Source organism: Streptomyces sp. 6-11-2, assembly GCF_006540305.1.
Lineage (GTDB): Bacteria > Actinomycetota > Actinomycetes > Streptomycetales > Streptomycetaceae > Streptomyces.
The window spans coordinates 3,985,075-4,010,943 of record NZ_BJOR01000001.1 but is presented as its reverse complement, the minus strand read 5'-3'; the positions used below and the strand labels follow the sequence as shown (position 1 = coordinate 4,010,943).

Below are 25,869 nucleotides of genomic sequence, written 5' to 3'. Positions count from 1 at the left end.
GCCGCCGCCCGTCGTCTCACCTCCCCCGCACCTGCCCCGGCCCACAGCCGGGCCCCTCGTCAAAGGGTCAGCCGCTGATCACCGTCAGCCCCTCCGGAGCCGACACCTCCGCCGATCCGTCGGCCCTCACCGTGATGTCCAGGCGACCTCCGCCGACTTGGAGCCCGGTCACCGTCAACGGGCCGTACGCGCCGGCGAATCCCGGGGTCACCGTGAGGGTGCCGGCGGGGACGTCCGCGCTCAGGCCGAGAGCCGACTGGAGGACGAGGACCGAGGACGCGGCCGCCCACGCCTGGGGCCGGCAGGACGCCGGATAGGGCGCGGGGCGCGGACCGGCCTCGATGCCGTGGCCCGCGAAGAGCTCCGGCAGCCGGGCGTCGAAGCCCGCGGACGCCGTCAGCAGACCGTCCGCCAGCGACGCCGCGGCGTCCGGGAAGCCGGACCGGACCAGGCCGTGCACGGCGATCGCCGTGTCGTGCGGCCAGATCGAACCGATGTGGTAGCCGTACGGGTTGAAGCCCACCGCCTCGCTGCTCATCGTGCGCAGACCGTGGCCCGCGTCCAGGTCGCCGCCGGAGAGCCGGGAGGCCAGGAGCGCGCTCTCCTCGTGGTTCAGCAGGCCCGTGCCCAGGAGGTGGCCGAAGCCCGAGGTGACCGAGTCGGCCGGCCTGCCGTCGCCGTCCAGCGCGACCGCCGGGTACGGGCCCCGTTCGTCCTCCACCCAGAAGCGCTCACGGAAGCGCGCGGCGAGCCGGTCCGCCCACTCCTCCCACTCGTCGGCCCCCGGGCGGCCGAAGGACCGCAGCAGCGCCGCTCCGCCGCGCGCGGCCTCGTAGGCGTACGCCTGCACTTCGCACAGCGCGATCGGCGGGCGGGCGAGGCGGCCGTCGCGGTGTCGGATGGAGTCGCCGGAGTCCTTCCAGCCCTGGTTGGCCAGGCCCCGGCCCGACAGGTCGACGTACTTGAGGAAGCCGTCGCCGCCGGCGTCACCCTGGTCGCGCATCCACGCCAGCGCCGACTCGGCGTGCGGCAGCATCCGCTCGACCTCCTCCGGCCCCAGCCCCCAGCGCCAGGCGTCGTGGAGCAGGGTGATCCACAGGGGGGTGGCGTCCACCGTGCCGTAGTACACCGGCGGGAGCGAGAACGTGTCGCTGTACGCCGAGGTGCCGCGCCGGACTTCGTGCAGGATCTTGCCCGGCTGTTCCTCGGAGACCGGGTCGGTGACGCCGCCCTGGCGACGGGCGAGGGTGCGCAGGGTGCCGGCCGCGAGATCGGTGCCGAGCGGGAGCAGCATGCGGGCGGCCCAGAGCGAGTCGCGGCCGAAGAGGGTCAGGAACCAGGGGGCGCCGGCGGCCAGGAACTGGTCCGGCCGGTCCCCGGGTGACCGCGGGTCCGTCAGGCGCAGGCGGTCCAGGTCGGCGAGGGACTGCTCCAGCCACCGGTCGAGGCTTCGGTCCGCGCTGCGCAGGACGGGGGTGCGCCACGGTACGGCGTCGGCGGGGGGCGCCGGGAACTGGTCGCCGTCCGCGTAGGCCGCGGTGCAGTCCAGGGTCACCGTCCACGAGGCACCGGGGTCCAGGGCGATGTCGTACGACAGCCGGCCCGCCGGCACGTCCAGCGCGTCGGGCGCGGGCTCGCTGGTCAGGCGCACGGCGAACCCGTCGTCGGCCCAGGACAGTTCGCTCCCGCCGGAGTTCGTGGCCTGCGGGGGCGCCGTCCCCACCAGGCGCCCCGACTTGACCTGTTCCATGGTGGCGAGGTCGGTGGTGGCCGTGACCGTCAGCCGGAAACGGACCGACTGGGTGCCCGCGTTGGTGACTTCGAGGACTTCCCCGAGCCGGCCGGCCGCCGTGGTCCGGCGGCGGTGCACGGCGACCGCGGGGTCCGCCGTCACCTCTCCGAGCCCCCGCAGGATCGACCGGAAGTCCGCCCGGTCCGCCCCGCGCAGCCCGTGCCCGACCGGCGCCAGCGGGATGCCGTCGGCCGCGACGGTCAGCCGGGAGAGCGCCCGGCGGTCGCCGTGGAAGAAGCCGTCCGCGCCGCCGTCGAGAGCCCCGTCGGCGCGCGAGATCACGAAGCTCGGGGCGTACAGCGTGACGACCGCGTCGTGCAGGAACGGCTGAAGGCCCTCGGTCACCGCGGGGGGCGGCGTGACCGAGCCGTTGGTGTCGGGGGTCTTGACAGTCGAGTCCAAGGGAGTAGAACCTCTCAGCGTTTGATCGTTCCAAAGACATTAAGTGACTCGTCAGAGCGCTGACAATGCTTTTGGAACGCTAAAACCCGCTCCTCGTTCCCTCTGCACGCCGGAGACCCGCAATGCCCCGCTCCAGCAACGACCCGCCCGCCAGGGGCGGCCCGGTGACGCTCGCCATGGTCGCCCGCCGGGCCGGGGTCTCCCCGCAGACCGTGTCGAACGCGATCAACTCGCCGGACCTGCTGCGCTCCGAGACCCTGGAGCGGGTCCGCCGGGTGATCGACGAGATGGGCTACCGCCCCAGCCGGGCCGCGCAGACGCTGCGCACCCGTTCCAGCAAGCTGATCGGCTACGGGATCCTGCCCTCCCCGGCCAGCAGCCCCGTCCTCGACCGGTTCCTGCACGCCCTGTCGCAGGCCGCCGACGAGGCCGGCTACCGGATCCTGCTGTTCGCCTGCCAGCCCGGCTCGCCGACCCTGGACGGCTACGAGGAACTGCTCGACCAGCACGAGGTCGACGGCTTCGTGCTCAGCGGCACCGAGCACAACGACCCGCGTCAGGCGTGGCTCGCCAAGCGGGACGTGCCGTTCGTCGCCTTCGGCCGGATGTGGTCGCGGCGGCAGATCGGCGACTGGATCGACGTCGACGGCGCCTCGGGCACGGACGCCGCCGTGGAGCACCTGATCGGCCTGGGGCATCGCAAGATCGCCTTCCTCGGCTGGGGGCGCGGGTCCTCCGGCGCCGGTGACGACCGTGCCGAGGGCTGGCAGCGGGCCATGAAACGGCACGGGCTGTCGACCCGCGGGCGGCGCGCGCAGAGCGTGAACGACATCGACGCGGCCCGCGCCGCCGTGAAGCCGCTGCTGGACGCGGGCGCGACCGCGGTGGTCGCGGCCAGCGACATGCTGGCGCTCGGCTGCTACCAGACGCTGCGCGAGCGCGGCGCCGTCCCCGGCCGCGACGTCGCCGTGGTCGGCTTCGACGACTCGCCGACCGCCGAACTCCTGTCGCCCGCGCTGACCTCCATCGCCCAGCCGCTGGAGGAGGTCGGCCGGGAGTGCGTACGGCTGCTGCTGGCGCGGCTGGCCGCTCCCGACGCGCCGCCCGAACGCATCCTGCTGCCGCCGTCCCTGGTCGTCCGGGACAGCGCCCGCGCACCCGGTGCGGACGCGGTCGCGCCCCACGTCTGACCGTCTGCCGACGTCCCGGCAGCCGCCGGGCACCACGGGCCGGCGCCGTCCCGACCGGCGCCGTCCCACCCCGAGTTCTCTCCTCCTCCACCCCCCGGCCGTGTTTCGCGCCGCCGGGCGGAGCCGCCACTCACATCCCCGATCCCCGGAGGAATCCATGTCCCACCGTACGGCCGCCGCGGCCCTCGCCACCTGCGCGGCACTACTGGCCACCGCGGGCTGCTCGTCGAGCTTCGGCGGCGACAAGAAGACGGAGCAGGACACCGGCTCCGGCCAGCACCTGACGGTGCTGATAGCCAGCTCCGGCGACGCCGAGACCAAGGCCGTCAAGGAGGCGGCGGCCGCGTACGCCAAGCAGTCCGGCAACAAGGTGACCGTCGACGTCGCCAAGGACATGAACCAGCAGCTCGCCCAGGCGTTCGCCGGGCACAAGCCGCCGGACGCCTTCTACGTCAACTCCGACCAGTTCGCGAACTACACCAGAGGCGGCTCCCTGTACGCCTACGGCGACAAGGTCAAGGACGCCGACGACTTCTCCGAGCAGCTGCGTGCCTCCTTCACCCACGACGGCAAGCTGATGTGCCTGCCCAAGGACACCTCCACGCTCGCGCTGGCGGTCAACAGCGACCTGTGGAAGAAGGCGGGGCTGACCGAGAAGGACTACCCGACGACCTGGGACCAGCTGAAGAAGGTCGCGGGCAAGCTGACCGGGCACGGTGTGACCGGGCTGGTCGTGGGTGCCGAACACGCGCGGCTCGGCGTCTTCATGAAGCAGGCCGGCGGCTGGATCACCAACGCCGACCAGACGAAGATGACCGCCGACAGCGCGCAGAACGCGCAGGCGCTGAGCTACGTGCAGTCCCTGCTGAAGTCCGGCTCCATGAAGTACGCCAACCAGGTGGACACCAACTGGGGCGGCGAGGCCTTCGGCAAGGGCAAGGCCGCCATGACCATCGAGGGCAACTGGCTCGACGGCGCCATGAAGGCCGACTACCCCGACGTCGCGTACAAGGTGGTCCCGCTGCCCGCCGGTCCGGCCGGCCAGGGCACGCTCGCCTTCAGCCAGTGCTGGGGCGTGGCCGCCGAGAGCGCCCACCGGGCGGCGGCCGTGGACCTCGTGACGTACCTGAACTCCAGCGCGCAGCAGCTGAAGAACGCCGACGCGTTCGGCGTGATGCCCTCGCGCACCAGCGCCCTGGCCGAGTACGCGAAGCAGAACCCCGCCGCGAAGGCGTGGGTCGACGCCAGCGCCTACGCGCAGGGCCCCGTGACCCTCGCCGGATTCGACAAGGTGCTCGGCCAGTTCAACACCGACCTCGCCGCGCTGCCCACCGCCGACCCGAAGAAGATCCTCGCCGACCTCCAGCGCAACGGCGAACACGCGCTCACGAAGGGCAACTGACCCACCGTGTCCGCGCGTACGTCACACCACCCCCGGCCGGAGCCGCGTTCCCGCGCCGGCCAGGGGTCCCGTACGGCCGGCCCGCCGGGCGAACCTGACACGCCCGGCGGGCCCGGCCCGAAGTCGACGGCGCCCGCCCGGCGGGCGGGGCGCCGCGCGGAGGGCGCCTGGGGCTGGCTGTTCGTCAGCCCCGCGGTGCTCGTCCTCGGCCTCTTCCTGGTCCTGCCGACCCTGATGGCGCTGTGGGTGAGCCTGCTGCACTGGGACGGGCAGTCCAACCCGTTCAGCGCGCAGGCGGACTTCGTCGGCCTGGACAACTACCGGGCGCTGCTCACCGAGGACGGCCTCGACCGCACCCTGTTCGCGACCTCGCTGCGCAACAACGTGTACTACGTGCTGCTGACCGTGCCGCTCCAGACCCTCCTCGCGCTGGGTCTGGCGCTCATCGTCAATCAGCGGCTGCTGCGCGCCCGGGGCGCCCTGCGCACCGCGTTCTTCTTCCCCTCGGTGACCAGCTCGATCGCGGTCTCCACGATCTTCCTCTTCCTGTTCCAGGGCAGCGGCGCCGTCAACACCGCGCTGTCCTGGATCGGGGTGAAGGGCCCGAACTGGTTCAACGATCCGCGTGGAGTGCTGTCCCTGCTGCTCGGCGGCCTGGGCGTCGTCGACACCGGCCACCCCTCGGGTGCGCTGGCCGACCACTCCTTCATGGGGCTGTCCTGGTTCGAGTGGCTGTCCGGGCCGTCGGTCGCGATGTGCACGATCATCCTGCTCGCCGTGTGGACGACTTCCGGCACCTTCATGCTGATCTTCCTCGCGGCGCTCCAGGACGTGCCGCGCGAGCTGGAGGAGGCGGCCGCGATCGAAGGCGTCAACCGCTTCCAGATGCTGCGGTACGTGACGCTGCCGGCGCTGCGGCCCGTGCTGTTCCTCGTCCTCACGCTCGGTCTGATCGCCACCTGGCAGGTCTTCGACCAGGTGTACGTCATGAGCCAGGGCGCGCCCGGCAACACCACGCTCACCCCGGCGTTCCTGTCCTACTCCACCGCTTTCGACGACGCCGACTTCGGCCAGGGCGCGGCCATCGCCTTCGTCCTGCTCGTACTGATCCTGACCATGACGGCCCTGCAACGCTTCCTGCTGCGCGAGCGTGCCGCCCGTCCCCGGAGGAACCGATGAGCGCCCCTTCCACGGCCGCCCGGGCGCAGGGCCGTCCGGTGCTCGGACGCTTCCCCCGGCCCCTGCGGATCCTCGGGTACGCGCTGCTGGTGGCGCTCGGGCTGCTGTATCTCCTGCCGTTCGTCATCCAGTTGGTCACCGGGTTCAAGACGGACCCGGACGCGGCGACCCATCCGCTCGGGCTGTTCCCGGTCACCCCGACGACCGCCGCCTACCAGCGGCTGTTCGGGATCAGCCGGACCGGGGACGGTGTGCCGTTCCTACGCTGGCTGGGCAACTCGGTGTTCGTCGCGGTCGTCATCACCGCGGGGCGGGTGCTGTTCGCCTCGATGGCCGGGTACGCGCTGGCCCGGCTGCGCTTTCCCGGCCGCACCGTGCTGTTCGGGTTCCTCCTCACCGTGATCGCGGTGCCCCCCATAGTGCTGCTGATCCCGAGGTTCCTGGTGCTCAACACCTTCGGGCTGTTCGACACCTACGCCGCCATGATCCTGCCGCTGCTGGTGGACGCGGCGCAGGTCTTCATCATGAAGCAGTTCTTCGAGTCGATCCCCCGGGAAGTGGAGGAGGCCGCGCGGGTCGACGGCGCCGGTGTCTTCCGCACCTTCTGGTCGGTCGTCCTGCCGATGGCCCGGCCCGCCCTGATCACCGTGACGATCCTGGCCTTCCAGGGCTCCTGGAACGAGTTCACCCACTACCTCGTGGCCACCCAGTCCAGCCAGTACGAAACCCTGACCACCGGCCTCGCCCGCATGGTCTCCGGCAGCCTGGGCGGCGGCACCCAGTACCCCCTGAAACTGGCTGCGGCCCTCCTGTCGACCCTCCCCGTCGCAATCCTCTTCTTCTGCTTCCAACGCCACTTCGTCCAGGGCGCGAACGCGGGGGCGGTCAAGGACTAGGCCAACCACACCGAGCCACCCATCAAGCGCCGCGGCCATCCGCACCGCGGCGGGCGGGACAACCCGCCGCGCCGTCCATAACGTTTCTGCAGGTCAGCAGGGGCGTTCCGTGGTCACCTGGGATGGTGAACCGGATCGGAGTCCCGCAACTCGGCCTGCCCGGGTGCGGTTGTCCCCCGTGATTGGCAAGGGGCCATCAGGAGGGGATCACCATGGCCATTCCGCAGGTCGCACGTCTCATCACCGCCATCGGTGCCGCCGGCGCGCTGGTCTTCACCTCGGCGACGGGCGCCAGTGCCTCGGCAGTCGGCTCGACGCCCGTGCGGACCTTCGAGTACAGCGTGGGCGGTGTGACCATGAAGGTCCCCACGGGCTGCATGTTCACGCACATCATCCGCGGCAGCGCACTCCGGATCACCTACCAGAACGCAGGTGTCGACTGCGCCTTCGTGGGAGCGCTCAGCAGTGGCTTCTGCAACTGGCGTATCGACTTCACCTACGCGGACACCGGCAACCGCACCTATCGCACCTCGCGGGGCAGGACGCACGACGAGTGCAAGATCGACCCCATGCGGAGCAACTCTCCTCAGACCCTGCCTCGTTATGGCAAGACATGCGCCCACCTCCACGTCAACGGCGTGCGGCGGGTGAGTCAGTGTCATCACGTCACGAAGTGAGCCGAGTATGAGCGAGCAGCAGCGGCAGCAGGGGAAGGCGGCTGGACCGGCGGAGGAGCGGGACGGCGTCATGCGGCGGTGGGCCGGGGTTTGTGGGTTTGGGTTCGGGTTTGGTGTCGTCGTTGTCTTCTTCGCGTTCTTTCCCGGGTTGCCGCATGTCATCGACTGGGGTGCTCTTCTTGTGGCTCTGGGGATGGGGCTGCTGGGGCGGTGGGGTGGGCGGGCCTGGGTGAAGAGGCTTCGCGTGTCCCGGTGTTAGGGCGGCGGGACGCGATGGCCAGGCTCAGGGTCACCGCTGTCGAGGCCGCCGCCGTCGCCGTCATCGCCGCTGCGGGCGACGTGAGTTGGGCGACCGTGCCCGCCAGGGTGGCGCTGACGCCCTGAAGGGTGAGCATGCCCGCGGAGTGCAGGCCGAGGGCGTGCCCGGCCAGTTCGTCGGGGGTCGAGTTCATCAGGTGCTCCTGCTGGACCAGGCTCGCGCCGAAGCCCACGGAGGCGAGGGTGACCAGGCAGGCGGCCACCGGTATGGGCGGGTGGAGGGCGAAGAGCAGGTACGGGCCGGCCAGGAGCAGAAGCAGCGGCGTGGCCGCCCGGCGCCGTACCGCCGGAGGCAGCAGGCGGCCCACCGTCACGTCGCCGGCCAGCATGCCGAGCGCCGCGCAGGCGAACAGCATGCCCGCCGCGGCGGGGGCGTAGGAGACGTAGAGGGACTCGCAGCCGACCACCAGGCCGTTGGGCAGCCACAGGCCCAGGTAGGTCAGGCGGCGCCGGCGGGACGACCACAGCAGGGCGTTGGTGCGCCAGGTCGCCGAGACCGAGGGGCGGCCGGAGGCACGGGGCCGCCGGTGGGTCAGGCCGAGGCGGAGCACCGCGGCCGCCACCGCGTACAGCACGGCGGACAGCAGCAGCGAGAACCGCGGTGACAGGGCCGCCACCAGCACCCCGCCCGTCGCGAACCCGGTGATCTGCATGATGCCGCTCATCATGTTGAACACCGAACGCCCCAGCAGATAGCCGTCCTTGGACAGGATCTCGTTCAGCAGGCCCCAGCGGACTCCCCCGCCCAGGGAGGCGACCAGCCCCTGCGCGAGGACCACGGCGAAGACCGCCCACAGCGCCAGTCCGGGCACCGCCAGCAGCGCCGTGCCCGCCGCGAAGGACAGGCACACGCCCACCAGCGCACGGCGCGGCGGCAGCCGGTCCGCGCCGGACAGGAAGAGGGTCGCGCCGAGCACCTGGGCCAGCGAGGGGCCGAACATGCTCACCGCGGAGAGCAGCGGCGAGTCCGTCGCCCGGTACACCAGGGTGCCGAGCGCGAGTCCGCTCGCCGTCTGGGCCACCGTCTGCGCGCAGGACGCAAGGAAGAGCGGGGTGAACTCCGGAGTCCGGAAGAGCTGTTGGTAGCTGCGCATGCGCCGGAGTCTCGGGCGGGCACGGAGCCAGTGGTTATTGTTTCGCACAGGTGCGAAAGGTCGCCGGGGGCGGGAGGGTCCATGGGCTGGTGGCAGGTCAACGCCGACACGCTCGCCGGGAGCCGGTTCCTGCTTTCGCCGCTCGCCGAGACCTTCGCGAGCCTGGAGCTGCTGCACGCGGGCACCGGCCATCACCCCGGCGAACAGGCGTGGCTGCGCGCACACCTGCCCGCCTACCGGCGGCTCCTCGCCGACGACCCCGTCACCGCGCTCCTCGTCCGCGCCGGACTCGGCCGGGACTGGATCGCCGACTTCCTCACCCCCACGCCACGGGACGAGGAGTCCTTCGAGGAGGGGGTCGAGCGGGTACGCGTCACCGACCCGGCGGACGCCCGCGCGCACCTGCGGACCTCGCTCGCCGGGCCGCTGCCGGCCGCGCTGGATCGGGACGACCTGCCCGAGCGCGCGGCCCGGCTCCTGGAGTACGTCTGGGCGGACGCCGTACAGCCCTCCTGGGCCCGGCGGCGGCGCGTCCTCGAAGCCGATGTCGTGGCACGGACCGCGCAGGTCAGCCGGGGCGGCTGGGCGGCGGTACTGGACACCCTGCGGCCGGGCACGCGCTGGCTCGGCGAGAGCCGGTTCCAGGTCAACCTGCACGAGTATCCGCCGCGCGAGATCTCCGGCGCCCAGCTCGTCTTCGTACCGGTCACCCCGAAGGCCGGCTGGGTGTCGTGGGACGAGACGCGGCGCCGGTACGCCGTCGTCTACCCCTGCGCCGGCGCCCTCGCCGACACCGACGCCCACCGCTCCGCGGTTCCCACGGGCCTCCTCGCACTGCTGGGCCGTACCCGCGCGCAGGTGCTGATCCTGCTCGACTCGCCGCTCAGCACCACCCAGCTGACCGCCGTGACCGGGCAGAAGCTGGGCTCCGTGGGCCGCCATCTGCGCGTACTGCTGGACGCGGGGCTGGTGGAGCGCCGCCGCGCCGGACGATCGGTGCTGTACTCGCGCACCGGGGCGGGCCAGGTCCTCGTCGAGGCGGCAGCCTCAAGGACGGGCGCCGGAGACGAGCCCGGGCAAGGAGACCGCCGCTCGGCAGTGCCACCCCCGCGCGGCTAGCATCCGCTCATGACCACTTCAGACAGCAACGGCGCCATCGCCCCGGACTCCCCCCTGGCCGTGGAGATCGGCGCTCTCCAGGGCGGGCCGGCCGGCCTCGGGCAGTACGCGGGGCAGGTCGTGCTCATCGTGAACGTGGCGTCCAAGTGCGGGCTCACCCCGCAGTACGCCGGGCTCGAACAACTGCACGAGCGGTACGCCGGGCAGGGCTTCACCGTGCTCGGGGTTCCGTGCAACCAGTTCATGGGGCAGGAGCCGGGCAGCGCCGAGGAGATCGCCGAGTTCTGTTCCGCCACGTACGGCGTCACCTTCCCCATGACCGAGAAGGTCGAGGTGAACGGGGAGGGGCGGCACGCGCTCTACGAGCGTCTGACCGGCTTCGCCGACGCCGGGGGCCACAGCGGGGACATCCGCTGGAACTTCGAGAAGTTCCTGGTCGGCCGGGACGGCAAGGTCGTCGCCCGGTTCTCCCCGCAGACCGGCCCCGAGGCCGCCGAGCTGGTCGCGGCCGTCGAGCAGCAGCTCGCCTGACGGGCCCGCCCCACGCCCGCCCGCACGCGTCCCGCGTGAAGGGCTTGCCACCAGGGGCGTTCACGCCGAGGCCGTTCAGTCCGGAGCGGGGGTCTGGGGGCAGCAGTCCCCAGACCCCCCGCACCCGGCAGCGGTCACTTCAACTCGTCCGGGCACGGCGTGCCCCGCGGCAGCTGGTACGGCGCCGCCAGGCGGTACGTGCCCGCCTTCGGCGCGACCAGCACGGTCCACTTGTCGCCCTCGACGTCCTGCTCCGTCTCCATGAGGCAGCCGTTGACGTTGTCGTACGTCTTCGGCTCGCCCTCGGCGCGGTGCTTGGAGGCGTCGGTCTCCTGGGGCGGCTTGAGGCTCTTGCCCTGCTCGTCGACGAGGCTCAGCCAGGGCGAGTACGGGATGCGGATGAGGACGCGGCCGGCCTTGCGCACCTGGAGGGTCATCTCGCCCTGTTCGGCGCGTTCGACGACCGCGTCCGGCTCGGCGAGCGACGCGGGGTCGGTGACCTTGAACAGCTGCCAGTTGGCGTCGCCCCAGACCTGCTTGAGGTACGGCATGCCCTCCTGCACCAGCGCGCGTTCGCGCTCGCCGCCGTTGCCGTCGACGTCGCCCTTGGGCAGCACCACGTAGTGCACCGCCCACCGCTGCAACCAGTCATGGTAGTTCGCCGAGTTGAGCGTGTCGTCGTAGAAGAGCGGGTTGCGCTGCATGTCGGCCTGCCGGTTCCAGCCGCGGGCCAGGTTGACGTAGGGCGCCAGCGCGGAGGCCTCGCGGTGGGAGCGGGCGGGGACCACCTCGACGCGGCCCTTCTCCGCGCCCACCTGCTGCAACTGGTTGACCAGGGGGGCCAGCTCGCGCGCCCAGGAGGCGGCGGGCGTGGTGTTGACGATGTCGTCGACCGACTTGAACCCTATCCAGCCGACGAAGACGGCGACGGCCAGCACGATCGTGTACCAGGTGCGCGAGCGCGGGACCGCGAACGGCAGCGCCGCCACCAGGACCACCCCGCCGAACAGCATGGCCAGCCGGGTGATGTTGGAGCCGATCTGGGAGCTGATCAGCCAGACCATGACGACCGCCAGGCCGTACACCGCGGACGTGATCCGGACCGTCTTCCACTCCCGGGGGACGAGGACGACGGCGAACACGGCGTAGATCAGGGGCAGGATCACCGAGGCGAACGCCATCGGCTGGGTGCCGGAGAACGGGAACAGCCAGGCCGACGCGGCCACCACCGCGGCCGGGGCCAGGCCCAGCGCCCACGCGCCGGGCCGGCGCTTCTGGAGGAACAGCGCGACCGCGACCAGGCCCACGAACAGGCCCGCCACCGGTGAGGACATGGTGGCGAGCGCGGCCAGCGGGGCCGCGACCAGCGCCTTCGCCCAGCGTTTGAAGCGCCAGCGGTGCGGCCAGCAGAACACGGCCGCGACCGCGCCCAGCGCGAACATCGTGCCCAGCCCGAAGGTCACCCGGCCCGACAGCGCGTTGCACAGCAGCCCGAAGACGCCCATCAGCGCGGCCCACAACGGGTTCCTGACCGAGCGGCTGCGGATGAGCACCAGCGTCAGCAGGCCCGCCGAGGCCGTGCCGGCGATCATCATCGTCGTACGGACGCCGAGGAGGGACATCAGATACGGCGACACCACGCTGTACGACACCGGGTGCATGCCGCCGTACCAGGCGAGGTTGTACGCCGAGTCGGGGTGCCGGCCGACGAACTCGGCCCAGGCGTCCTGCGCCGCGAGGTCGCCGCCGCTGTTGGCGAACGTGAAGAACCAGACGATGTGCAGCAGACCGGCCAGGACGGTGACGGACAGGACCGGGTGCCGCAGCATCCGCTCCCGTACCGCCATGACCGCCGACCGGGCGCGGGACCGTTCACCGTCCCCATGCTCCCCAGGGTCGCCCACCGGGCCACCCGGCCGCCCGCGGTCACCGTCCGTGTCAGACGTGGACGCTTCTATTCGCGAACCGTTGCCCGGGCCCGGATCGGCGTCGTCGGCGCGTGTCGGATCCGCTGTGGCCACCTGAAGGCACTCCCCGTGTCCTGATTTCTCTGTTCGCCGCCGCGTCCCACGACCGGCGACGTGCCCGATTCGTGACGCTAGCACGCACCCCGCCGGGTCAGCTCCCGGGTGGGGCTGCCCGACGGGGTGCGCGGGGGCGGCGACGGCCGCCGGGTGGCGCGGGGGTCAGCCGATGCGCGTCAGCCTGGCCGGGAAGCCCGGCTCGGCGAGATCGTCCTGGAGGGCCACGGGCACCTGTACGGCACCGTCCCCGCCGTCACCGACGGTGAGCATGCCCACCTCCGTGCCGGCCTTCGCGGTGTGCGGCAGTACGTCCGTGGAGAGGGACAGCTCGAGTCGCAGGCCGGCCCAGCCGACCGCGGTGACGTCCTTGGTGACGACGACCGGGGTGTGGCCGCCGAGCTGGTCGTCGACGTACCCGACGACGTCGCCCTTCTTCAGGATCTTCGCCGAGGTCGGCACGTCCTTGGCGGCGAGCAGCGCGGTCTTGCTGACCGCGTTGACCGTCGCGAGGATCTCCCGCTTGTGCTGGCCGAGGATCGCGCCGACGATGGTCACCGTCCGGCCGCCGACCTGCTTCTGGGCGGCGAAGAGCAGGTTGCCGCCGGCCGCGGTGGTGGAGCCGGTCTTGATGCCGATCGCGCCGATGGTGTACGGCAACTCGTTGTAGTTGTTCCAGTACTTCCCGGTCGGGTCCGTCCAGCTGGCCGCGCTGGTGATGGCCACCATGGCCGGCATCGTCATGGCCGCGTTGCCGAGCTTCACCTGGTCCTCGGCGGTGGAGACGGTGGTCTCCTTCAGACCCGAGGGGTCGGTGTACGTGGTGTTCGCCATCCCGAGTTCCTTGGCGGTGGCGTTCATCTTCTTGACGAACTCCGCCTCGGAGCCCGCGTCCCAACGGGCCAGCAGGCGCGCGATGTTGTTCGCGGAGGGGATCATGACCGCGGACAGGGCCTGCTTCTCGGTGAGGAAGTCGCCGGCCTTCATGGTGTTGAGCGTGGACTCGCCGGCCTTGTCGTAGCCGCCCTCCTTCTCCGCCGTCGGGTCGATCTCGATCTTCGGGCCTTCCTCGCCGGCCTTCAGCGGGTGGTCGCGCAGGATGATGTACGCGGTCATGGTCTTGGCGACCGAGCCGATGGCGACCGGCTTCTGCTCGCCGAAGTGGTCCATCGTGCCGACGCCGTCCACGCCCATCCAGCCCTGGCCCTCGTCGGGCCACGGCAGCTTCACCTGCTCGCCTGGGAAGGTGTAGGTGTCCTCGGCGGTCAGCGCGAAGGTGGGGTCGGGCAGCGGGCGCACGGCCTGCACGATCGCAAAGACGATCAGCAGGAGGACGACCAGCGGGGTCCAGATCTTGAGGCGGCGCACCGTGGTGCGCAGCGGGGTCTCCGGGGGCGGCGGAGTGTTCGTCAGCTCGGCCAGCAGGTCCAGCGGCGGCTTGGGGGGCAGCGGCTGCTGGGTGGTGCGCTCGGGACCGACCTGTGGGACGGCGGCCGCGGGTACGGGCTTGGACGTGGGCGTGTCCGGCTGCGCGGGCCGCGGCTTGCGGGGCTGCGGGGAGTCGAGCGGCTTGAGCGCGACGAACTTGCTGGTCCGCTCGGCCTCGGACTCGGGCGCCCGCTTCTTGTCGCCGCCCAGCTTGAGCATGGTCGTGGGCTGGTCGACCTGGGGCTTGGCGGCGCCGCCGATCTTCAGCATGGTGGTGGGCTGGTCCACGGGCGGCTTCTCGTCCGAGGCCACCCCCTCCGAGCCGCCGTCACCGGCTCCGGGGTCGTCGTCCTCCGCGGCCTCATCGGCTTCGGCGCGCTTGCCGTCGCCGGAGCCCTTGCCCTGGCCGTCGCGCTTGGCGCCGTCGGCGTCGTCGGGCCCCTCGGCGTCAGCCTCGGGCTCAACGCCGTCCTTCGCACGCCCGGCAGCCCCGGGCGCGGCCTCGGCCTCGGCACGCTTGGCGTCGCCGGCTTCGTCGGCGGCCTCGGCGTCGGAAGCGCCCACCGCAGCGTCGTCGGCGGCCTCGGGCTCGGTCCCGGCCTTCCCGCGCGCGGCGTCCTCGGGCCCGTCGGCGTCGGCCTCCGGCGCGACAGGGGCCTTCGTAGGCTCGGCGTCGTCGGCGTCCTCGGCCTCGGCGTCCCGCGCGTCAGACGCGGCCTCGGGCCCGTCGGCGTCGCCCTCCGGCGCGACACGGGCCTTCGTAGGCTCGGCGTCGTCGGCGTCCTCGGCCTCGGCGTCCCGCGCGTCAGACGCGGCCTCGGCCTCGCCGGCGGTCCCAGACTCGGCCCCGGCCTTCCCGCTCGCGGCAGCCGCCCCGCCGGAGGCGTCCTCCGAGGCCTCAGCCTCGATGCCGCCCTCGGTCCCCGCGTCCTTCGCGCCCGTCCCGTCGCCGGAGGCGTTCTCGGTGTCCGCGCGCTTGTCGTCGTCCCCGGAGTCCACCCACGCGGCCACCGCCGCACGCAGGCGCGCGTCACCCGCCGCGCCGGCGCCGTCACCGTCGGACTCCGCGGCAGCGCCCGCAGTGTCAGCCGGGTCGTCGGTGCCGTCGGCGTCGTCTGCGGCGCCGGTCCTCGCCGTCGTCCTCACGTCCCGCGTCGAAAGCACCCGAGTGGCCGTATCGACCCCGCCGCGCCCCTCGGAGCCACCGGACGAGCCCGGCTCACGGGACTCCGCCGACTCCCCGGACTCCCCCGTCAGCGCGAGCCGCGGGTCGCGGGCCTCGTTCCTGGACTCGGGAACCGGACCCGCGCTCCCCGACGTCTTCTGTGCCGACGACTCGCGCTGCTTCGACCTGTCGGGGGACTCGCCCGCCACCGATGCCTCCTCATGTGCCGCACGCCCAACGTGCCGCTACCGAACCGTGAATCAGGATCCGAACCGCCACCCGGACGACGCAGCCGAACCCTTGGTCGTACCGCTGTCCGAACCATGTACCAGTGTCCTGTGTACGGACCAAACCCATGCGGTAGACGAGAACGACATACCTACCGGTTCCCTTACGAACCGGTCACGCACCCTCGACAGACCAATGTGAGAGGGGTCACCCTGTCATTCATCCACGCGGGGAGGCATGGATGGGCAGGAGCCGCAGAACACTTCCGGAGGAGCTTCTGCTGCTGGCACTGGACCCGGCCACGGGTACCACTGCGCAGCCGCAGTCGCTCGACCTCGGTCTGGCCGGAGCACAGCTAGTGGAGCTGGCGCTGGCCGGACGGATAGCCCCAGACGGGGATCGTATCGCCGTGGTGGTGCCACGGCCGACAGGAGATCCAACTCTGGACTGCGCGTTGGAGTTGCTGCGAAGGCGCGGCGCTCCGGTACGGGCCGTCCACTGGATCGGCGGGCCGCGTCTCGGGCTGCGCCAGACCTACCTCTCGCATCTGGAGCGGTGCGGCATGGTGCACGCCGTGGCCGGCCAGATGTGCGGGGTGCTGCCGACGACTCGCTACCAGGCGACGGACACCGCCATCAGCCGGGAGATCAGGGCCCGGCTGGACTCGGCGATCCGCACCGGCGTACCGCCGGACCCGCGGACCGCCGCGCTCGCCGCGCTGGCGCACGCGGTCGGCCTCGGCAAGCACCTGTACCCCGGCAATGAGGGTCGGTCGTCACGGTCCCGGCTCAGGGACCTGATCCGGCACGACCCCATGGGCGGACTCGTGGCGCACGCCGTGATGGACGTCCAGAACGGCGTGGGGGCGCAGCCGCGCCGCGGCGCGGCCTCGGCGGCCGGCCGCCAGGGCGGGGCGGGCACCAGGCCCGCGGCGGAACCCGCCCGCGGCGTTCCGATGCAGCCACGCCGCGGTTCCATGGTCCGTGCCGTGGCCCACTGAGCCGCACCGTACGGAGCGCCGCACCGTACAGAACAACGCCGCACCGCAGTCCCCAGCCCCGGAGCGACGGTCCGGGAGCCGCAGGATCGACAGGGGCGGCGGGAACGTACACCTCGTACGCGTCCCGCCGCCGCTTCGGCCTTGTTCCGGGACGGAGTATGTGCCCGAACTGACGTGTACCCGCTGCATATCCGGCGTTTCCCAGCGGTAGTAAGCACCTTGGTGGCAGTCTGCTCAGCAGCAGATACGCAAAGTAGAGGCATGCAGCCGGAGGTGCACGTCCCGTGGCGTCCAATGTCAATCCCACTGTCAGGCGGCGCCGGCTGGGCCAGGAGTTGCGCAGGCTGCGCGAACTCAAGGGCATGACGGCCGAGGAGGTGGCCGAGCGGCTGCTGGTGTCGCAGTCGAAGATCAGCCGCCTGGAGAACGGCCGGCGCAGCATCAGCCAGCGTGACGTGCGCGATCTGTGCGGCGTCTACGAGGTGGAGGACCACCGGATCGTCGACTCGCTGATGCAGATGGCCAAGGACTCGCGCCAGCAGGGCTGGTGGCACTCCTTCGGCGACATCCCCTACAGCGTCTACATCGGCCTGGAGACGGACGCGGCGAGCCTGCGGATCTACGACCCCCAGGTCGTTCCGGGGCTGCTTCAGACCCGCCAGTACGCGGAGGCACTGATCTCCGGTGCCCTGCCGGAGACGGCGCCCGCCGACATCGAGAAGCGGGTGCAGGTCAGGATGCGGCGGCAGGAACGAATCTCCGCCGCCGAGAACCCGTTGCGGCTGTGGACGGTCCTGGACGAGGCCGCCCTGCGCCGGATCGTCGGCAGCCCCGCCATGATGCGGGAGCAGTTGGAGCACCTGGTCGAACAGTCCCAACTGCCGCACGTGACCGTGCAGGTCATCCCCTTCGACATGGGCGCGCACCCGGGCCTCAACGGCCAGTACGCGATCCTCGAGTTCCCGGACACGGCGGACTCCAGCGTGGTCTACATCGAGGGCGTCACCAGCGACCTGTATCTGGAGAAGGCGAACGACGTCCAGAAGTACAGCGTGATGTACGAGCATCTGCGGGCGCAGGCCCTGAACGTGGAGCAGTCACGTCAGTTCATCGCGAATATCGCCAAGGAGCACGTGCGCTGAGCGCCGCGGCTTGAAGGCGCCGCACCGTACACCTTCACCAAGCCAACGCGGAAGACTCCGTTGGAATATGCCATCCGTAAGGATGAAGCGTCGCTTCGGACTTGGAGCGCGGCGGGTAGCGTCGATCACGCCATCGAGCACAACGTTGGCGCAAACCACTCCACTCGCAATCCGGAGCAGAAATGGCAATTCGTCAGGGCGCCACGGAGACGTGGACCAAGTCCTCGTACTCCACGGGCAACGGCGCGTGCGTCGAAGTCAAGTCACCGGTGGCCGCGGCCATGGCGGTCCGGGACTCCAAGGTCCCCACGGGCCCGGTGCTCGGCTTCCGCGCCGACGCGTGGAACACCTTCGTGACGTCGATCAAGGCTTGAGAAGACGACACCACTGCACGACAAGCGCAACAAGCACCAATTGATGAGCCCTCTCGACGAGTTCGCCGTCCTTGCCGAGGGGGCTCCGCTTGTGCCCGGACCCGCCCGATCCGCTTTCACGTACATGAACCAAAGCCAGTACGCAGAACATCTTTGCCTGCTGGGTCTGCTCCGGCCGTTCCGCCGCTCCGGTCCGACGGCGGCGCTCACCAGCTGGGCGGCCGGGCTGCCGGCCTTCTGGCTGGTGAACTACCCGATCAACTGGAACGTCGACGGCGGCGTGCCGTTGCAGTACCAGGTGTCGGTGCCGCTCGCGGTCTCGCTGGTCCTCTACATCGGCATCGGATACGTGAAGCCGGAGGACACACCGGAACGGCTCGCGGTCATCGAGAAGGTCAACACCGACGGGGACGGCGACCTGGCGGCGGCCGCGGTACCGGCTCCGGCGGGCGCGGGCGACGACGTGGTGGGGAAGCAGCCGTAGCGGCGCGCGGCCCGGGCGGCTACCGGGCCCCGCGCGGATAGCGTGCCAGCCACCCCGGGGAGGACCCGGTGGGCCCGTGCAGCGCGGGCCCCTGGGTCATCTCCATCGCGAAGTCGTCCGCCAGGACCAGCAGAGTGGGACGGCCCTCCAGCTCGGCCAGCCAGCCCGGCGGGAGGGCCGTCTCTCCGTGCAGGGCGCCGAGCAGCCCGCCGGTGAGGGCACCGGCCGCGCCGGAGGACCCGCTGTGGTTCACCGCCAGGCACAGCCCGTGGCGTACGTCCTCGCTCACCAGCGCGCAGTACACGGACACGGCGAGCAGCCCCGCCGCCGTCCCCTCCCCCGCCAGCTCCTCCACCCGGTCCGGGGTCGGCATGCCCTGCCGTACCGCGCCCAGCGCACGCTGGAGTGCGTCCGACACCGGCTGGTGGCCGGGGCGCACGGCGAGCAGCGCCAGCGACTTCTGCACGGCGCCGTCGAGACTGTCGCCGCGGGCGAGGGCGTGCACGATCACGGCGTAGGCGCCGGCGGCGAGGCAGGCGGTGGGGTGCCCGTGGGTCTGCGCCGCGCACTCGACGGCGAGCTGCACGACGAGCTGCGGCTCCCAGCCGACGAGAAGCCCGAAGGGCGCCGACCGGGCGACCGCCTCCGGACCGGCCTCGGCGGGGTTCTTGGGCGCCTCCAGGGTGCCCATGGTGTCGTCCCCGAACCCGGTCAGCAGCGGCCGGCTGGGGCTGCGCCGGGCGTACAGCCACTCCTCGCGGGCCAGCCAGCCGTCGTCCTTGCGCCGCTCGTCGGGCCCCCAGTCCCGCTGGGTGGCGGCCCACCGCAGGTACGCGCGGTGCACATCGGTGGGCGGATGCCAGGCCCCGGTGTCGCGGCGGACGTGCGCGCGGATGAGCCCGTCGAGGGAGAACAGGGTGAGCTGCGTGTAGTGCGTGACGGCTCCGCGGCGGCCGTGTGCGGGCGCGAGTTCGCGGATCCCCTCGGGTCCGTGGGCCTCCCTGATCGCCCCGAGGTCCAGGAAGTCCACTGGGGCACCGAGGGCGTCCCCCACGGCCACCCCGAGCAACGTCCCCCGTACCCGGCTCCGGAAGTCCTGCTGCTCGCCACGCCCCCAGACCACCCCGGACGTCGCACCCACGCTGAGACCTCCCGCCGTTACCCGTCCGTACGGCCCCCAGTTCAGCACTGTATTCGAACGGGAATGGTCTGTTCAGGGAATGGACTGGTGAGGGAGGTGTGGTGAAAGTGATCTGAAAGGGTCAGAGTCAGGCGACCACCTGTGGGTCACGGAAGTAGTGGACGACCGTCACCCCCATTCCCGTCGTATGGGTGTACACGACTGTGATCGCCTCGGCCGAGTCACGGGCGAGAGGTGTCGTGTACGTGTATTCCACGGATGGAGGCCGCCAGCCGGGGATCTCGCGGCCTACCCCGGGTCGCGGCCCATGACCGCGAGCGCCTCCCGGACGACTTCCCGCTCCCCCTCCGTCAGGTTGCCGAACGCCTTCCTGGCGAGTTCAGCCTCCTCCAACGGGACTTCCTTCACGTGCCGTTTCCTGGGCGTCAGGCTGCTTGGCATCCGGCTCATCTCCGGGTCTCCCTACGCAGCCGCGGTGGACGGGCGGCAGTCTCTGCAGCGGCCCGGCTCTGGGGACCTGAACGCTCTCTCGCAGCCGTCGCAGGTCTGGAGCGGGGCCGGGCGGAGGGCGGTCGCGGGGGTCGGTGGCGCAGCAGGCAGGGGCGGCGGCAGGAGGGAGGCGAGGCGGTGGGCCAGGAGCGCCGCCGGGTGCTTGATCGGGTCCTGGGGCAGGCCCGCCGTGAGCGTTCGCGTCACGGCCGTGGGCGGTACGCCCCTCTCCAGCCACTCCGAGACCGCCGGTGCCAGCCGGTGCACGTCCCGTTCGGTGAGGAGCAGGCGGGAGTCGTGGGCGCGGAGGCCGGTCAACAGGTCGTTCGCCGTGCGGGGTGCGGGCGGGGCCGAGGCGGCGGAGGGCGTGGGCGGGGCGGCCGGGCGGTCGGGCTCGGCGGTCCGGGCGGCCTCGGCGCGGCGCGGCTTGTTGTAGGAGGTCGTCCGGGTCGTCACTCGGCCCGATTGAAGACGCTCCTTGGTGCGTGACAGGTAGCCGTGTTCCTCCAGCTCCCGCAGGGCCGCGGCGATCCGGATCTCCCCCTCGGGGAACTTCACGGCCAGGGTCTTGATCCCGATCGGGGTGCCCTTCGGCAGCGACTGGATGTGCACCGCCAGGCCGATCGCCGTCAGAGACAACTCGGCGTGCTGGGCCAGATGGTTGCCGACCACCGTGAAGTTCTCGTGGTGGGGTTCGTTCACATGGATGACGCCGCCGGAATGGCCGGACTTGGCGCGTGCGGGCGCGTTAGGGTGCTTGCTAGTCATCGGGAAGGGGCTTTCTTCCTCGGTGATCAGGCCCTCGCAGTGGGATGGCAGTCCCGGCGAGGGCCGATGCATGTGTGCGGTTGGTGGAACAGACGCTGCACCACGATCACCTCGCCACGCCAGCCGAGCGGGGCATATTCACTCCGCCGGGTGATCGACGGGGGCGGTAGGGGCGGGTTCGGTTCTTTCCCTGGTTCTTTGGTCTTTGGTGTCGGGCACCGCCGGGTCACCGGGAGCCGCGACGCGGTGCGAGTTCGGCCCAGACCGTCTTGCCGTGGGCGTGTGCCTCGTTGACGCCCCAGCGGTCGGCGAGCGCGGCCACGAGCAGCAGACCACGCCCCGACTCCGCGTCCGCCGCCACCGGGTCCGCGATCATCGGGAGCCGGTCGCCGCGCGCGTCGGTCACCTCGATGCGCAGGCCGCCGTCCCCGTGCAGCTTCATCGCCAGCCGGAAGTCCCGCCCACTGGCCCGCCCGTGGAACGCCGCGTTCGCCGCCAGCTCCGCCACGATCTGCGACGCGTCCGCCACATCCACTCCCCAGTCGTCGAGTTGGCGCTCTGCCAGCAGGCGGGCCAGGCGCGCACCTCTGCGCGTCGCGGAGAGCTGCACGGCGAAGTGGGCCAACGGAGCAGCGACCGGGAGGGGGAATTTCTTACTCATGTCACCCAGAGTCGTCATCTGTCCCTAGGCTGAACAGCCATCACCACGGTACGCAATGTGACTGTACGAACGCGCGGCGGAGCCGTCCGGCTCGTACGTCGGGAGGGGATGACATGGAGGACGAAGAGGCCGAGGCCGTACTCAGGACGGTCGGCCGGCAGATCCAGATGTGGCGGGAGGCCGCCGGGCTCAAACAGGCCGAACTCGGCACCGCCATCGGGTACGGCGACGAGATGGTCTCTTCGGTCGAACGCGGACGCCGCATCGCCAAGCCGGACTTCCTCGACAAGGCCGACGAGGTGCTAGGCGCGGGCGGGAAGCTGTCCGCGATGAAGGCGGATGTGGAGCGGGCCCGGTATCCGAAGAAGGTACGGGACTTGGCGAAGTTGGAGGGCGAAGCCGTCGAGTTGGGGGCGTACGACAATCAGCAGATCCATGGCCTGTTGCAGACTCCGGCGTACGCCCAGGCCCTGTACGCGATGCGTCGCCCCGCGTACACCGAGGACGAGATCGAGCGTCACGTCGCCGCGCGTATGGCACGCAAGGCCGTGTTCGAGCGAGTGCCCCGGCCACTCATCACCTTTGTCCAGGAGGAGGTGACGCTGCGGCGGCCGATCGGCGGCAGAATGGTTCTGCGAGAGCAACTCGAACGCCTGCTGGAAATTGGGCAGTTGCGGCACGTCTCGGTCCAAGTGATGCCCACGGACCGTGAGGATCACGCGGGCATGGCGGGACCGCTGCGGCTCCTGAAGCTCCGAGACGGCAAGACACTGGGGCACTGGGAGGCCCAGCTGCACAGCCGGGTGATCAGCGACCCGAGAGAGGCCCAGATCCTCGACATGCGCTATGGAATGATCCGTGCGCAGGCCCTCTCACCTCGGGAGTCGCTGTCCTTCATCGAGAAGATTCTGGGAGAAGTGACATGACCGCCACGCTCAACTGGTTCAAGAGCAGCTACAGCAGCAACGACGGCCCCGATTGTGTCGAGGTCGCCATAGCCGCCTCCTCCCCCTCCCCCGCCACCGTCCACGTCCGTGACTCCAAGGACCGGGACGGTGCGCGGCTCGCGTTCGGGGGTGTGTCCTGGAGCGTGTTTCTCGGCGGTGTCGCTAGTTGACGACCTCGACCCGCGTGCCCTGGCTCGCGAAGGTCCACAGGGCCGAGCCGTCGGGCTTGCCCATGCGGATGCCGCCCGTCTTGGCGTCGGCGGCGGCCGGCGGGGGTGAGGTGCCGTCGACGGCGTTGCTGAAGGCGATGAAGACGCCGGACTTGCCCGCGAAGTACATGATGTGCTCGATCTGGACACCGTCCGAGCCGGTCGTCGCGGGCACGCGCTGGGAGATCACGTAGGCGCCCGGGTCGGGGCTCACCGTTCCCGGCCACACCGGAAAGGTGAGGGTGGGTTTGTCGCTCTCGTCGACCAGCCACACCCGCTTCTGGGTGAGGGCGTAGACGACCCGGCGGCCCACGCCCGAGTCGGCGGGGACGGCCGGCGGGGCCGGGGGCTTGGACTTGGGCTTGGCGGAGGGGCTGGCGCTTGCCGAGGGGGCGGGTCGCTGGTGGGCCGTCGCGGCCGTGGGGTGGGGCCCCTGGTCGGCCTTCACCGCCAGTACGGCCACTGCCGCGACCGCTCCCACGGTCAGGCCGCTGACCCAGGCCCACGAAGGTATTCGGGCCGCCATGGGCACGCATCTCCTCGGTGCTACTCGACCCCTCCGACGGGGGTCGGATCATCGTACTGTGAGCTGCGTCTGCCTCGGTTCAGTCCAGGACCGGCAGCAGGTCCGGCAGGTGGCCGTCCGACGCGGCAGCCGCCCGCCGCCGTTCCTCCGGGACCTCGCCGTAGAGCGTGGTCCTCGGCTTCGCCGGGCGTCCGGCCGCCTCCGCCACCGCGACCAGGTCCTTGACGGACTTGTAGGAGCCGTAGGAGGAGCCGGCCATGCGGGAGATCGTCTCCTCCATCAGCGTGCCGCCGAGGTCGTTCGCGCCGGAGCGGAGCATTTCGGCGGCGCCCGCCTCGCCGAGCTTCACCCAGCTGGTCTGAATGTTGGGGATCCAGGGGTGCAGGAGGAGGCGCGCCATCGCCGTCACCGCGCGGTTGTCCCGTACGGAGGGGCCGGGCCTCGCGATGCCCGCCAGGTACACCGGGGCGTTGGTGTGGATGAAGGGGAGCGTGACGAACTCCGTGAAGCCGCCCGTCCGCTGCTGGATGCGGGCCAGGGTACGCAAGTGGCCCAGCCAGTGGCGGGGTTGGTCCACGTGGCCGTACATCATCGTCGACGAGGAGCGGATGCCCAGTTCGTGGGCCGTCGTCACGACCTCGATCCAGGTGGCCGTGGGCAGCTTGCCCTTGGTCAGGATCCAGCGGACCTCGTCGTCGAGGATCTCCGCGGCCGTCCCGGGGATGCTGTCCAGACCCGCCGCCCTGGCCTCGGTCAGCCACTCGCGGATGGACAGACCGGTGCGGGTGGCGCCGTTGACGACCTCCATCGGGGAGAAGGCGTGCACGTGCATGCCGGGGACGCGTTCCTTCACCGCCCGCGCGATGTCGAAGTAGGCCGTGCCCGGCAGGTCGGGGTGGATGCCGCCCTGCATGCAGACCTCCACCGCGCCCACGTCCCAGGCCTGCTGGGCCCGGTCGGCGACCTGGTCCAGGGACAGGGTGTAGGCGTCCGCGTCCGTGCGGCGCTGGGCGAACGCGCAGAAACGGCAGCCGGTGTAGCAGACGTTCGTGAAGTTGATGTTCCGCGTCACGATGTACGTGACGTCCTCGCCCACCACCGACTTGCGGACGTCGTCCGCGATCCGGCACAGCGCGTCCAGGGCCGGGCCGTCCGCGTGCAGCAGCGCCAGGGCCTCGTCGTCGGTCAGCTTCGTCGGGTCGTCGGCGGCCGTGCGCAGGGCCTGCCGGACGTCCGTGTCGACGCGCTCCGGTGCCATGCCGGGGGCGGCCGCCTCGCGCAGGGCGCCCCAGTCGCCGTACACCTCGTCGAAGTCGCCCCGGCGGTCGGCGGTGCGGCCGTCGGTGTCGATGGTGCGGTGCAGGTCGGTGCGGCCGGTGGCGGTGAAGGCCTCGTCGGGCTCCTGCCAGGGGCGGCCCTCGGCCACCGCGTCCGGGCGGGCCAGGCCCGTCTCGGGGTCGGCCAGGGCGCGGACGTGCGGCAGCAGTCGCGGGTCGAGCCAGGGCTCGCCGCGGGTGACGAACTCCGGGTAGACGCAGAGCCGTTCGCGCAGTTCGAAGCCCGCCGCAGCCGACTTCTCGGCGAGTTGCTCGATCCGGGGCCAGGGGCGCTCGGGGTTGACGTGGTCGATGGTGAGCGGGGAGACACCGCCCCAGTCGTCGATACCGGCGCCGATGAGCCGTTCGTACTCCGCGTCCACCAGGTTGGGCGGGGCCTGGAGGCAGGCGGACGGGCCCATGATGTGCCGGGCGACGGCCACCGTGGCGACCAGCTCGTCGAGTTCTGCGTCGGGCATGCCGCGCATGGCCGTGTCCGGCTTGGCACGGAAGTTCTGGATGATCAGTTCCTGGATGCCGTGGTGGGCGCGGGCGATCCTGCGCAGCGCGAACAGGGACTCCGCGCGCTCCTCGTAGGTCTCGCCGATGCCGATCAGGATGCCGGAGGTGAAGGGGACGGAGGAGCGGCCGGCGTCCTCCAGCACCCGTAGCCGTACGGCCGGTTCCTTGTCCGGGGAGCCGTGGTGCGGGCCGCCCGGCTCGGACCACAACCGTCGCGCGGTCGTCTCCAGCATCATGCCCATCGACGGGGCGACGGGCTTGAGACGCTGGAAGTCCGTCCAGGTCATGACGCCCGGGTTGAGGTGCGGCAGCAGGCCGGTCTCCTCCAGGATGCGGATGGAGACGGCCCGTACGTAGGCGATGGTGTCGTCGTAGCCGTGCGCGTCGAGCCACTCGCGCGCTTCCGGCCAGCGGTCCTCCGGCTTGTCGCCGAGGGTGATCAGGGCTTCCTTGCAGCCGAGTTCGGCGCCCCGGCGGGCGATGTCGAGGACCTCGTCGGGGGACATGAACATCCCGTGTCCGGCGCGGCGCAGCTTGCCGGGCACGGTGACGAACGTGCAGTAGTGGCACTTGTCACGGCACAGCCGGGTCAGCGGGATGAAGACGCTCTTGGAGTAGGTGATGACGCCGGGGCGGCCGGCGGCCTCGAGTCCGGCGTCCCGCACCCGGCCCGCGGACGCGGCGAGGTCCTGGAGGTGCTCGCCCCGGGCCTGGAGCAGCACCGCCGCCTCGGCGACGTCGAGCGCGACCCCGTCCCTGGCACGTTTGAGGGCGCGACGCAGGGAGTTCTCGGTGGGGCCGGTTCCGGAGGTCGCGGAAGTCGTCATCCTTCGAGCATACGGTCGCGG

Annotated in this window: 22 protein-coding genes and 1 pseudogene; 13 read left to right on the top strand and 10 right to left on the bottom strand. The window is 71.5% G+C overall.

The genetic code is table 11. The features are described from left to right. Positions 1-67: 67 nt before the first annotated feature. A complete protein-coding gene (locus tag TNCT6_RS17515; RefSeq protein WP_141360259.1) occupies positions 68-2,194 on the bottom strand; it encodes a glycogen debranching N-terminal domain-containing protein in 2,127 nt (708 codons plus the stop codon). Between the two features lie 122 nt (positions 2,195-2,316). On the opposite strand from TNCT6_RS17515, the gene TNCT6_RS17510 reads away from it, so the two are divergent. The 5 genes from TNCT6_RS17510 to TNCT6_RS40915 all read left to right on the top strand — a co-directional run bounded on the left by TNCT6_RS17510 (position 2,317) and on the right by TNCT6_RS40915 (position 7,538). Beyond that, complete coding sequence (locus TNCT6_RS17510; RefSeq protein ID WP_141360258.1) at positions 2,317-3,384, top strand: LacI family DNA-binding transcriptional regulator; 1,068 nt, start codon at positions 2,317-2,319, stop codon at positions 3,382-3,384. 157 nt (positions 3,385-3,541) lie between these two features. Then, positions 3,542-4,786 (top strand): extracellular solute-binding protein, encoded by a 1,245-nt coding sequence (locus TNCT6_RS17505; protein WP_141360257.1) that lies wholly within the window; start codon positions 3,542-3,544, stop codon positions 4,784-4,786. A 6-nt stretch (positions 4,787-4,792) separates the two neighbouring features. Continuing rightward, positions 4,793-5,965 (top strand): carbohydrate ABC transporter permease, encoded by a 1,173-nt coding sequence (locus TNCT6_RS17500; RefSeq protein WP_141360256.1) that lies wholly within the window; start codon positions 4,793-4,795, stop codon positions 5,963-5,965. Continuing rightward, a complete protein-coding gene (locus tag TNCT6_RS17495; protein ID WP_141360255.1) occupies positions 5,962-6,861 on the top strand; it encodes a carbohydrate ABC transporter permease in 900 nt (299 codons plus the stop codon). The genes TNCT6_RS17500 and TNCT6_RS17495 overlap by 4 nt, the downstream gene beginning before the upstream one ends. 212 nt (positions 6,862-7,073) lie before the next feature. Further along, positions 7,074-7,538: a hypothetical protein gene (locus TNCT6_RS40915; protein ID WP_253266137.1), complete on the top strand. Its 465-nt coding sequence runs from the start codon at positions 7,074-7,076 to the stop codon at positions 7,536-7,538. A gap of 158 nt (positions 7,539-7,696) precedes the next feature. Here the strand turns inward: TNCT6_RS40915 and TNCT6_RS17480 are convergent, their stop codons facing one another. Further along, positions 7,697-8,950, bottom strand: coding sequence for an MFS transporter (locus tag TNCT6_RS17480; protein ID WP_141360253.1), 1,254 nt, complete (start codon positions 8,948-8,950; stop codon positions 7,697-7,699). 81 nt (positions 8,951-9,031) lie between these two features. On the opposite strand from TNCT6_RS17480, the gene TNCT6_RS17475 reads away from it, so the two are divergent. Continuing rightward, a complete protein-coding gene (locus TNCT6_RS17475) occupies positions 9,032-10,069 on the top strand; it encodes a helix-turn-helix domain-containing protein (protein WP_141360252.1) in 1,038 nt (345 codons plus the stop codon). A gap of 9 nt (positions 10,070-10,078) precedes the next feature. After that, a complete protein-coding gene (locus TNCT6_RS17470) occupies positions 10,079-10,600 on the top strand; it encodes a glutathione peroxidase (RefSeq protein ID WP_141360251.1) in 522 nt (173 codons plus the stop codon). 134 nt (positions 10,601-10,734) lie between these two features. Here TNCT6_RS17470 and TNCT6_RS17465 read toward each other — a convergent pair whose 3' ends face one another. After that, entirely contained in the window at positions 10,735-12,621 is a 1,887-nt protein-coding gene (locus TNCT6_RS17465; RefSeq protein WP_141360250.1) for an MFS transporter, read from the bottom strand. A gap of 165 nt (positions 12,622-12,786) precedes the next feature. Beyond that, positions 12,787-15,423, bottom strand: coding sequence for a D-alanyl-D-alanine carboxypeptidase (locus tag TNCT6_RS17460; RefSeq protein WP_141360249.1), 2,637 nt, complete (start codon positions 15,421-15,423; stop codon positions 12,787-12,789). 260 nt (positions 15,424-15,683) lie between these two features. Here TNCT6_RS17460 and TNCT6_RS17455 point away from each other — a divergent pair, with 260 nt between their 5' ends. The 4 genes and pseudogenes from TNCT6_RS17455 to TNCT6_RS17440 all read left to right on the top strand — a co-directional run. After that, positions 15,684-16,442, top strand: a complete 759-nt coding sequence (locus TNCT6_RS17455; RefSeq protein WP_141360248.1) for a GPP34 family phosphoprotein — start codon at positions 15,684-15,686, stop codon at positions 16,440-16,442. A gap of 284 nt (positions 16,443-16,726) precedes the next feature. Then, positions 16,727-17,584, top strand: coding sequence for a helix-turn-helix transcriptional regulator (locus TNCT6_RS17450; RefSeq protein WP_141360247.1), 858 nt, complete (start codon positions 16,727-16,729; stop codon positions 17,582-17,584). Between the two features lie 182 nt (positions 17,585-17,766). Further along, positions 17,767-17,958, top strand: a complete 192-nt coding sequence (locus TNCT6_RS17445) for a DUF397 domain-containing protein (RefSeq protein WP_141360246.1) — start codon at positions 17,767-17,769, stop codon at positions 17,956-17,958. Between the two features lie 157 nt (positions 17,959-18,115). Next, positions 18,116-18,430: pseudogene (locus TNCT6_RS17440) on the top strand (Na+:solute symporter); the annotation flags it as partial. Positions 18,431-18,461: 31 nt separating this feature from the next. Here TNCT6_RS17440 and TNCT6_RS17435 read toward each other — a convergent pair. The 4 genes from TNCT6_RS17435 to TNCT6_RS17425 all read right to left on the bottom strand — a co-directional run bounded on the left by TNCT6_RS17435 (position 18,462) and on the right by TNCT6_RS17425 (position 21,501). Then, complete coding sequence (locus TNCT6_RS17435) at positions 18,462-19,583, bottom strand: ADP-ribosylglycohydrolase family protein (protein ID WP_141360245.1); 1,122 nt, start codon at positions 19,581-19,583, stop codon at positions 18,462-18,464. 288 nt (positions 19,584-19,871) lie between these two features. Further along, positions 19,872-20,033: a hypothetical protein gene (locus TNCT6_RS39910; protein WP_172632935.1), complete on the bottom strand. Its 162-nt coding sequence runs from the start codon at positions 20,031-20,033 to the stop codon at positions 19,872-19,874. Positions 20,034-20,045: 12 nt separating this feature from the next. Continuing rightward, positions 20,046-20,840, bottom strand: a complete 795-nt coding sequence (locus tag TNCT6_RS17430; protein WP_172632934.1) for a helix-turn-helix domain-containing protein — start codon at positions 20,838-20,840, stop codon at positions 20,046-20,048. Positions 20,841-21,066: 226 nt separating this feature from the next. Continuing rightward, on the bottom strand, positions 21,067-21,501 hold the full coding sequence (locus TNCT6_RS17425) for an ATP-binding protein (RefSeq protein ID WP_141360243.1): 435 nt from the start codon (positions 21,499-21,501) through the stop codon (positions 21,067-21,069). Positions 21,502-21,614: 113 nt separating this feature from the next. Between TNCT6_RS17425 and TNCT6_RS17420 the strand changes: the two genes are divergently transcribed. Together TNCT6_RS17420 and TNCT6_RS17415 are read left to right on the top strand one after the other, a co-directional pair. After that, on the top strand, positions 21,615-22,427 hold the full coding sequence (locus TNCT6_RS17420; RefSeq protein ID WP_141360242.1) for a helix-turn-helix transcriptional regulator: 813 nt from the start codon (positions 21,615-21,617) through the stop codon (positions 22,425-22,427). Next, positions 22,424-22,618, top strand: a complete 195-nt coding sequence (locus TNCT6_RS17415; RefSeq protein ID WP_141360241.1) for a DUF397 domain-containing protein — start codon at positions 22,424-22,426, stop codon at positions 22,616-22,618. The genes TNCT6_RS17420 and TNCT6_RS17415 overlap by 4 nt, the downstream gene beginning before the upstream one ends. Here TNCT6_RS17415 and TNCT6_RS17410 read toward each other — a convergent pair. Beyond that, positions 22,611-23,183: a L,D-transpeptidase gene (locus TNCT6_RS17410; RefSeq protein ID WP_141360240.1), complete on the bottom strand. Its 573-nt coding sequence runs from the start codon at positions 23,181-23,183 to the stop codon at positions 22,611-22,613. The genes TNCT6_RS17415 and TNCT6_RS17410 overlap by 8 nt on opposite strands. Before the next feature lie 79 nt (positions 23,184-23,262). After that, positions 23,263-25,848 carry a bifunctional FO biosynthesis protein CofGH gene (locus TNCT6_RS17405; RefSeq protein ID WP_141360239.1) on the bottom strand — a complete coding sequence of 862 codons (2,586 nt, stop codon included), beginning with the start codon at positions 25,846-25,848 and terminating at the stop codon, positions 23,263-23,265. Positions 25,849-25,869 lie beyond the last annotated feature (21 nt).

Excerpts from the sequence above, each read along its gene's own strand:
- TNCT6_RS17430 (WP_172632934.1), bottom strand. The coding sequence starts at position 20,840 with ATGACTAGCAAGCACCCTAACGCGCCCGCACGCGCCAAGTCCGGCCAT.
- TNCT6_RS17410 (WP_141360240.1), bottom strand. The coding sequence starts at position 23,183 with ATGGCGGCCCGAATACCTTCGTGGGCCTGGGTCAGCGGCCTGACCGTG.
- TNCT6_RS17415 (WP_141360241.1), top strand. The coding sequence starts at position 22,424 with ATGACCGCCACGCTCAACTGGTTCAAGAGCAGCTACAGCAGCAACGAC.
- TNCT6_RS17455 (WP_141360248.1), top strand. The coding sequence starts at position 15,684 with ATGGGCAGGAGCCGCAGAACACTTCCGGAGGAGCTTCTGCTGCTGGCA.
- TNCT6_RS17495 (WP_141360255.1), top strand. The coding sequence starts at position 5,962 with ATGAGCGCCCCTTCCACGGCCGCCCGGGCGCAGGGCCGTCCGGTGCTC.
- TNCT6_RS17405 (WP_141360239.1), bottom strand. The coding sequence starts at position 25,848 with ATGACGACTTCCGCGACCTCCGGAACCGGCCCCACCGAGAACTCCCTG.
- TNCT6_RS17420 (WP_141360242.1), top strand. The coding sequence starts at position 21,615 with ATGGAGGACGAAGAGGCCGAGGCCGTACTCAGGACGGTCGGCCGGCAG.
- TNCT6_RS17510 (WP_141360258.1), top strand. The coding sequence starts at position 2,317 with ATGCCCCGCTCCAGCAACGACCCGCCCGCCAGGGGCGGCCCGGTGACG.
- TNCT6_RS17505 (WP_141360257.1), top strand. The coding sequence starts at position 3,542 with ATGTCCCACCGTACGGCCGCCGCGGCCCTCGCCACCTGCGCGGCACTA.
- TNCT6_RS39910 (WP_172632935.1), bottom strand. The coding sequence starts at position 20,033 with ATGAGCCGGATGCCAAGCAGCCTGACGCCCAGGAAACGGCACGTGAAG.
- TNCT6_RS17470 (WP_141360251.1), top strand. The coding sequence starts at position 10,079 with ATGACCACTTCAGACAGCAACGGCGCCATCGCCCCGGACTCCCCCCTG.
- TNCT6_RS40915 (WP_253266137.1), top strand. The coding sequence starts at position 7,074 with ATGGCCATTCCGCAGGTCGCACGTCTCATCACCGCCATCGGTGCCGCC.
- TNCT6_RS17480 (WP_141360253.1), bottom strand. The coding sequence starts at position 8,950 with ATGCGCAGCTACCAACAGCTCTTCCGGACTCCGGAGTTCACCCCGCTC.
- TNCT6_RS17475 (WP_141360252.1), top strand. The coding sequence starts at position 9,032 with ATGGGCTGGTGGCAGGTCAACGCCGACACGCTCGCCGGGAGCCGGTTC.
- TNCT6_RS17445 (WP_141360246.1), top strand. The coding sequence starts at position 17,767 with ATGGCAATTCGTCAGGGCGCCACGGAGACGTGGACCAAGTCCTCGTAC.
- TNCT6_RS17425 (WP_141360243.1), bottom strand. The coding sequence starts at position 21,501 with ATGAGTAAGAAATTCCCCCTCCCGGTCGCTGCTCCGTTGGCCCACTTC.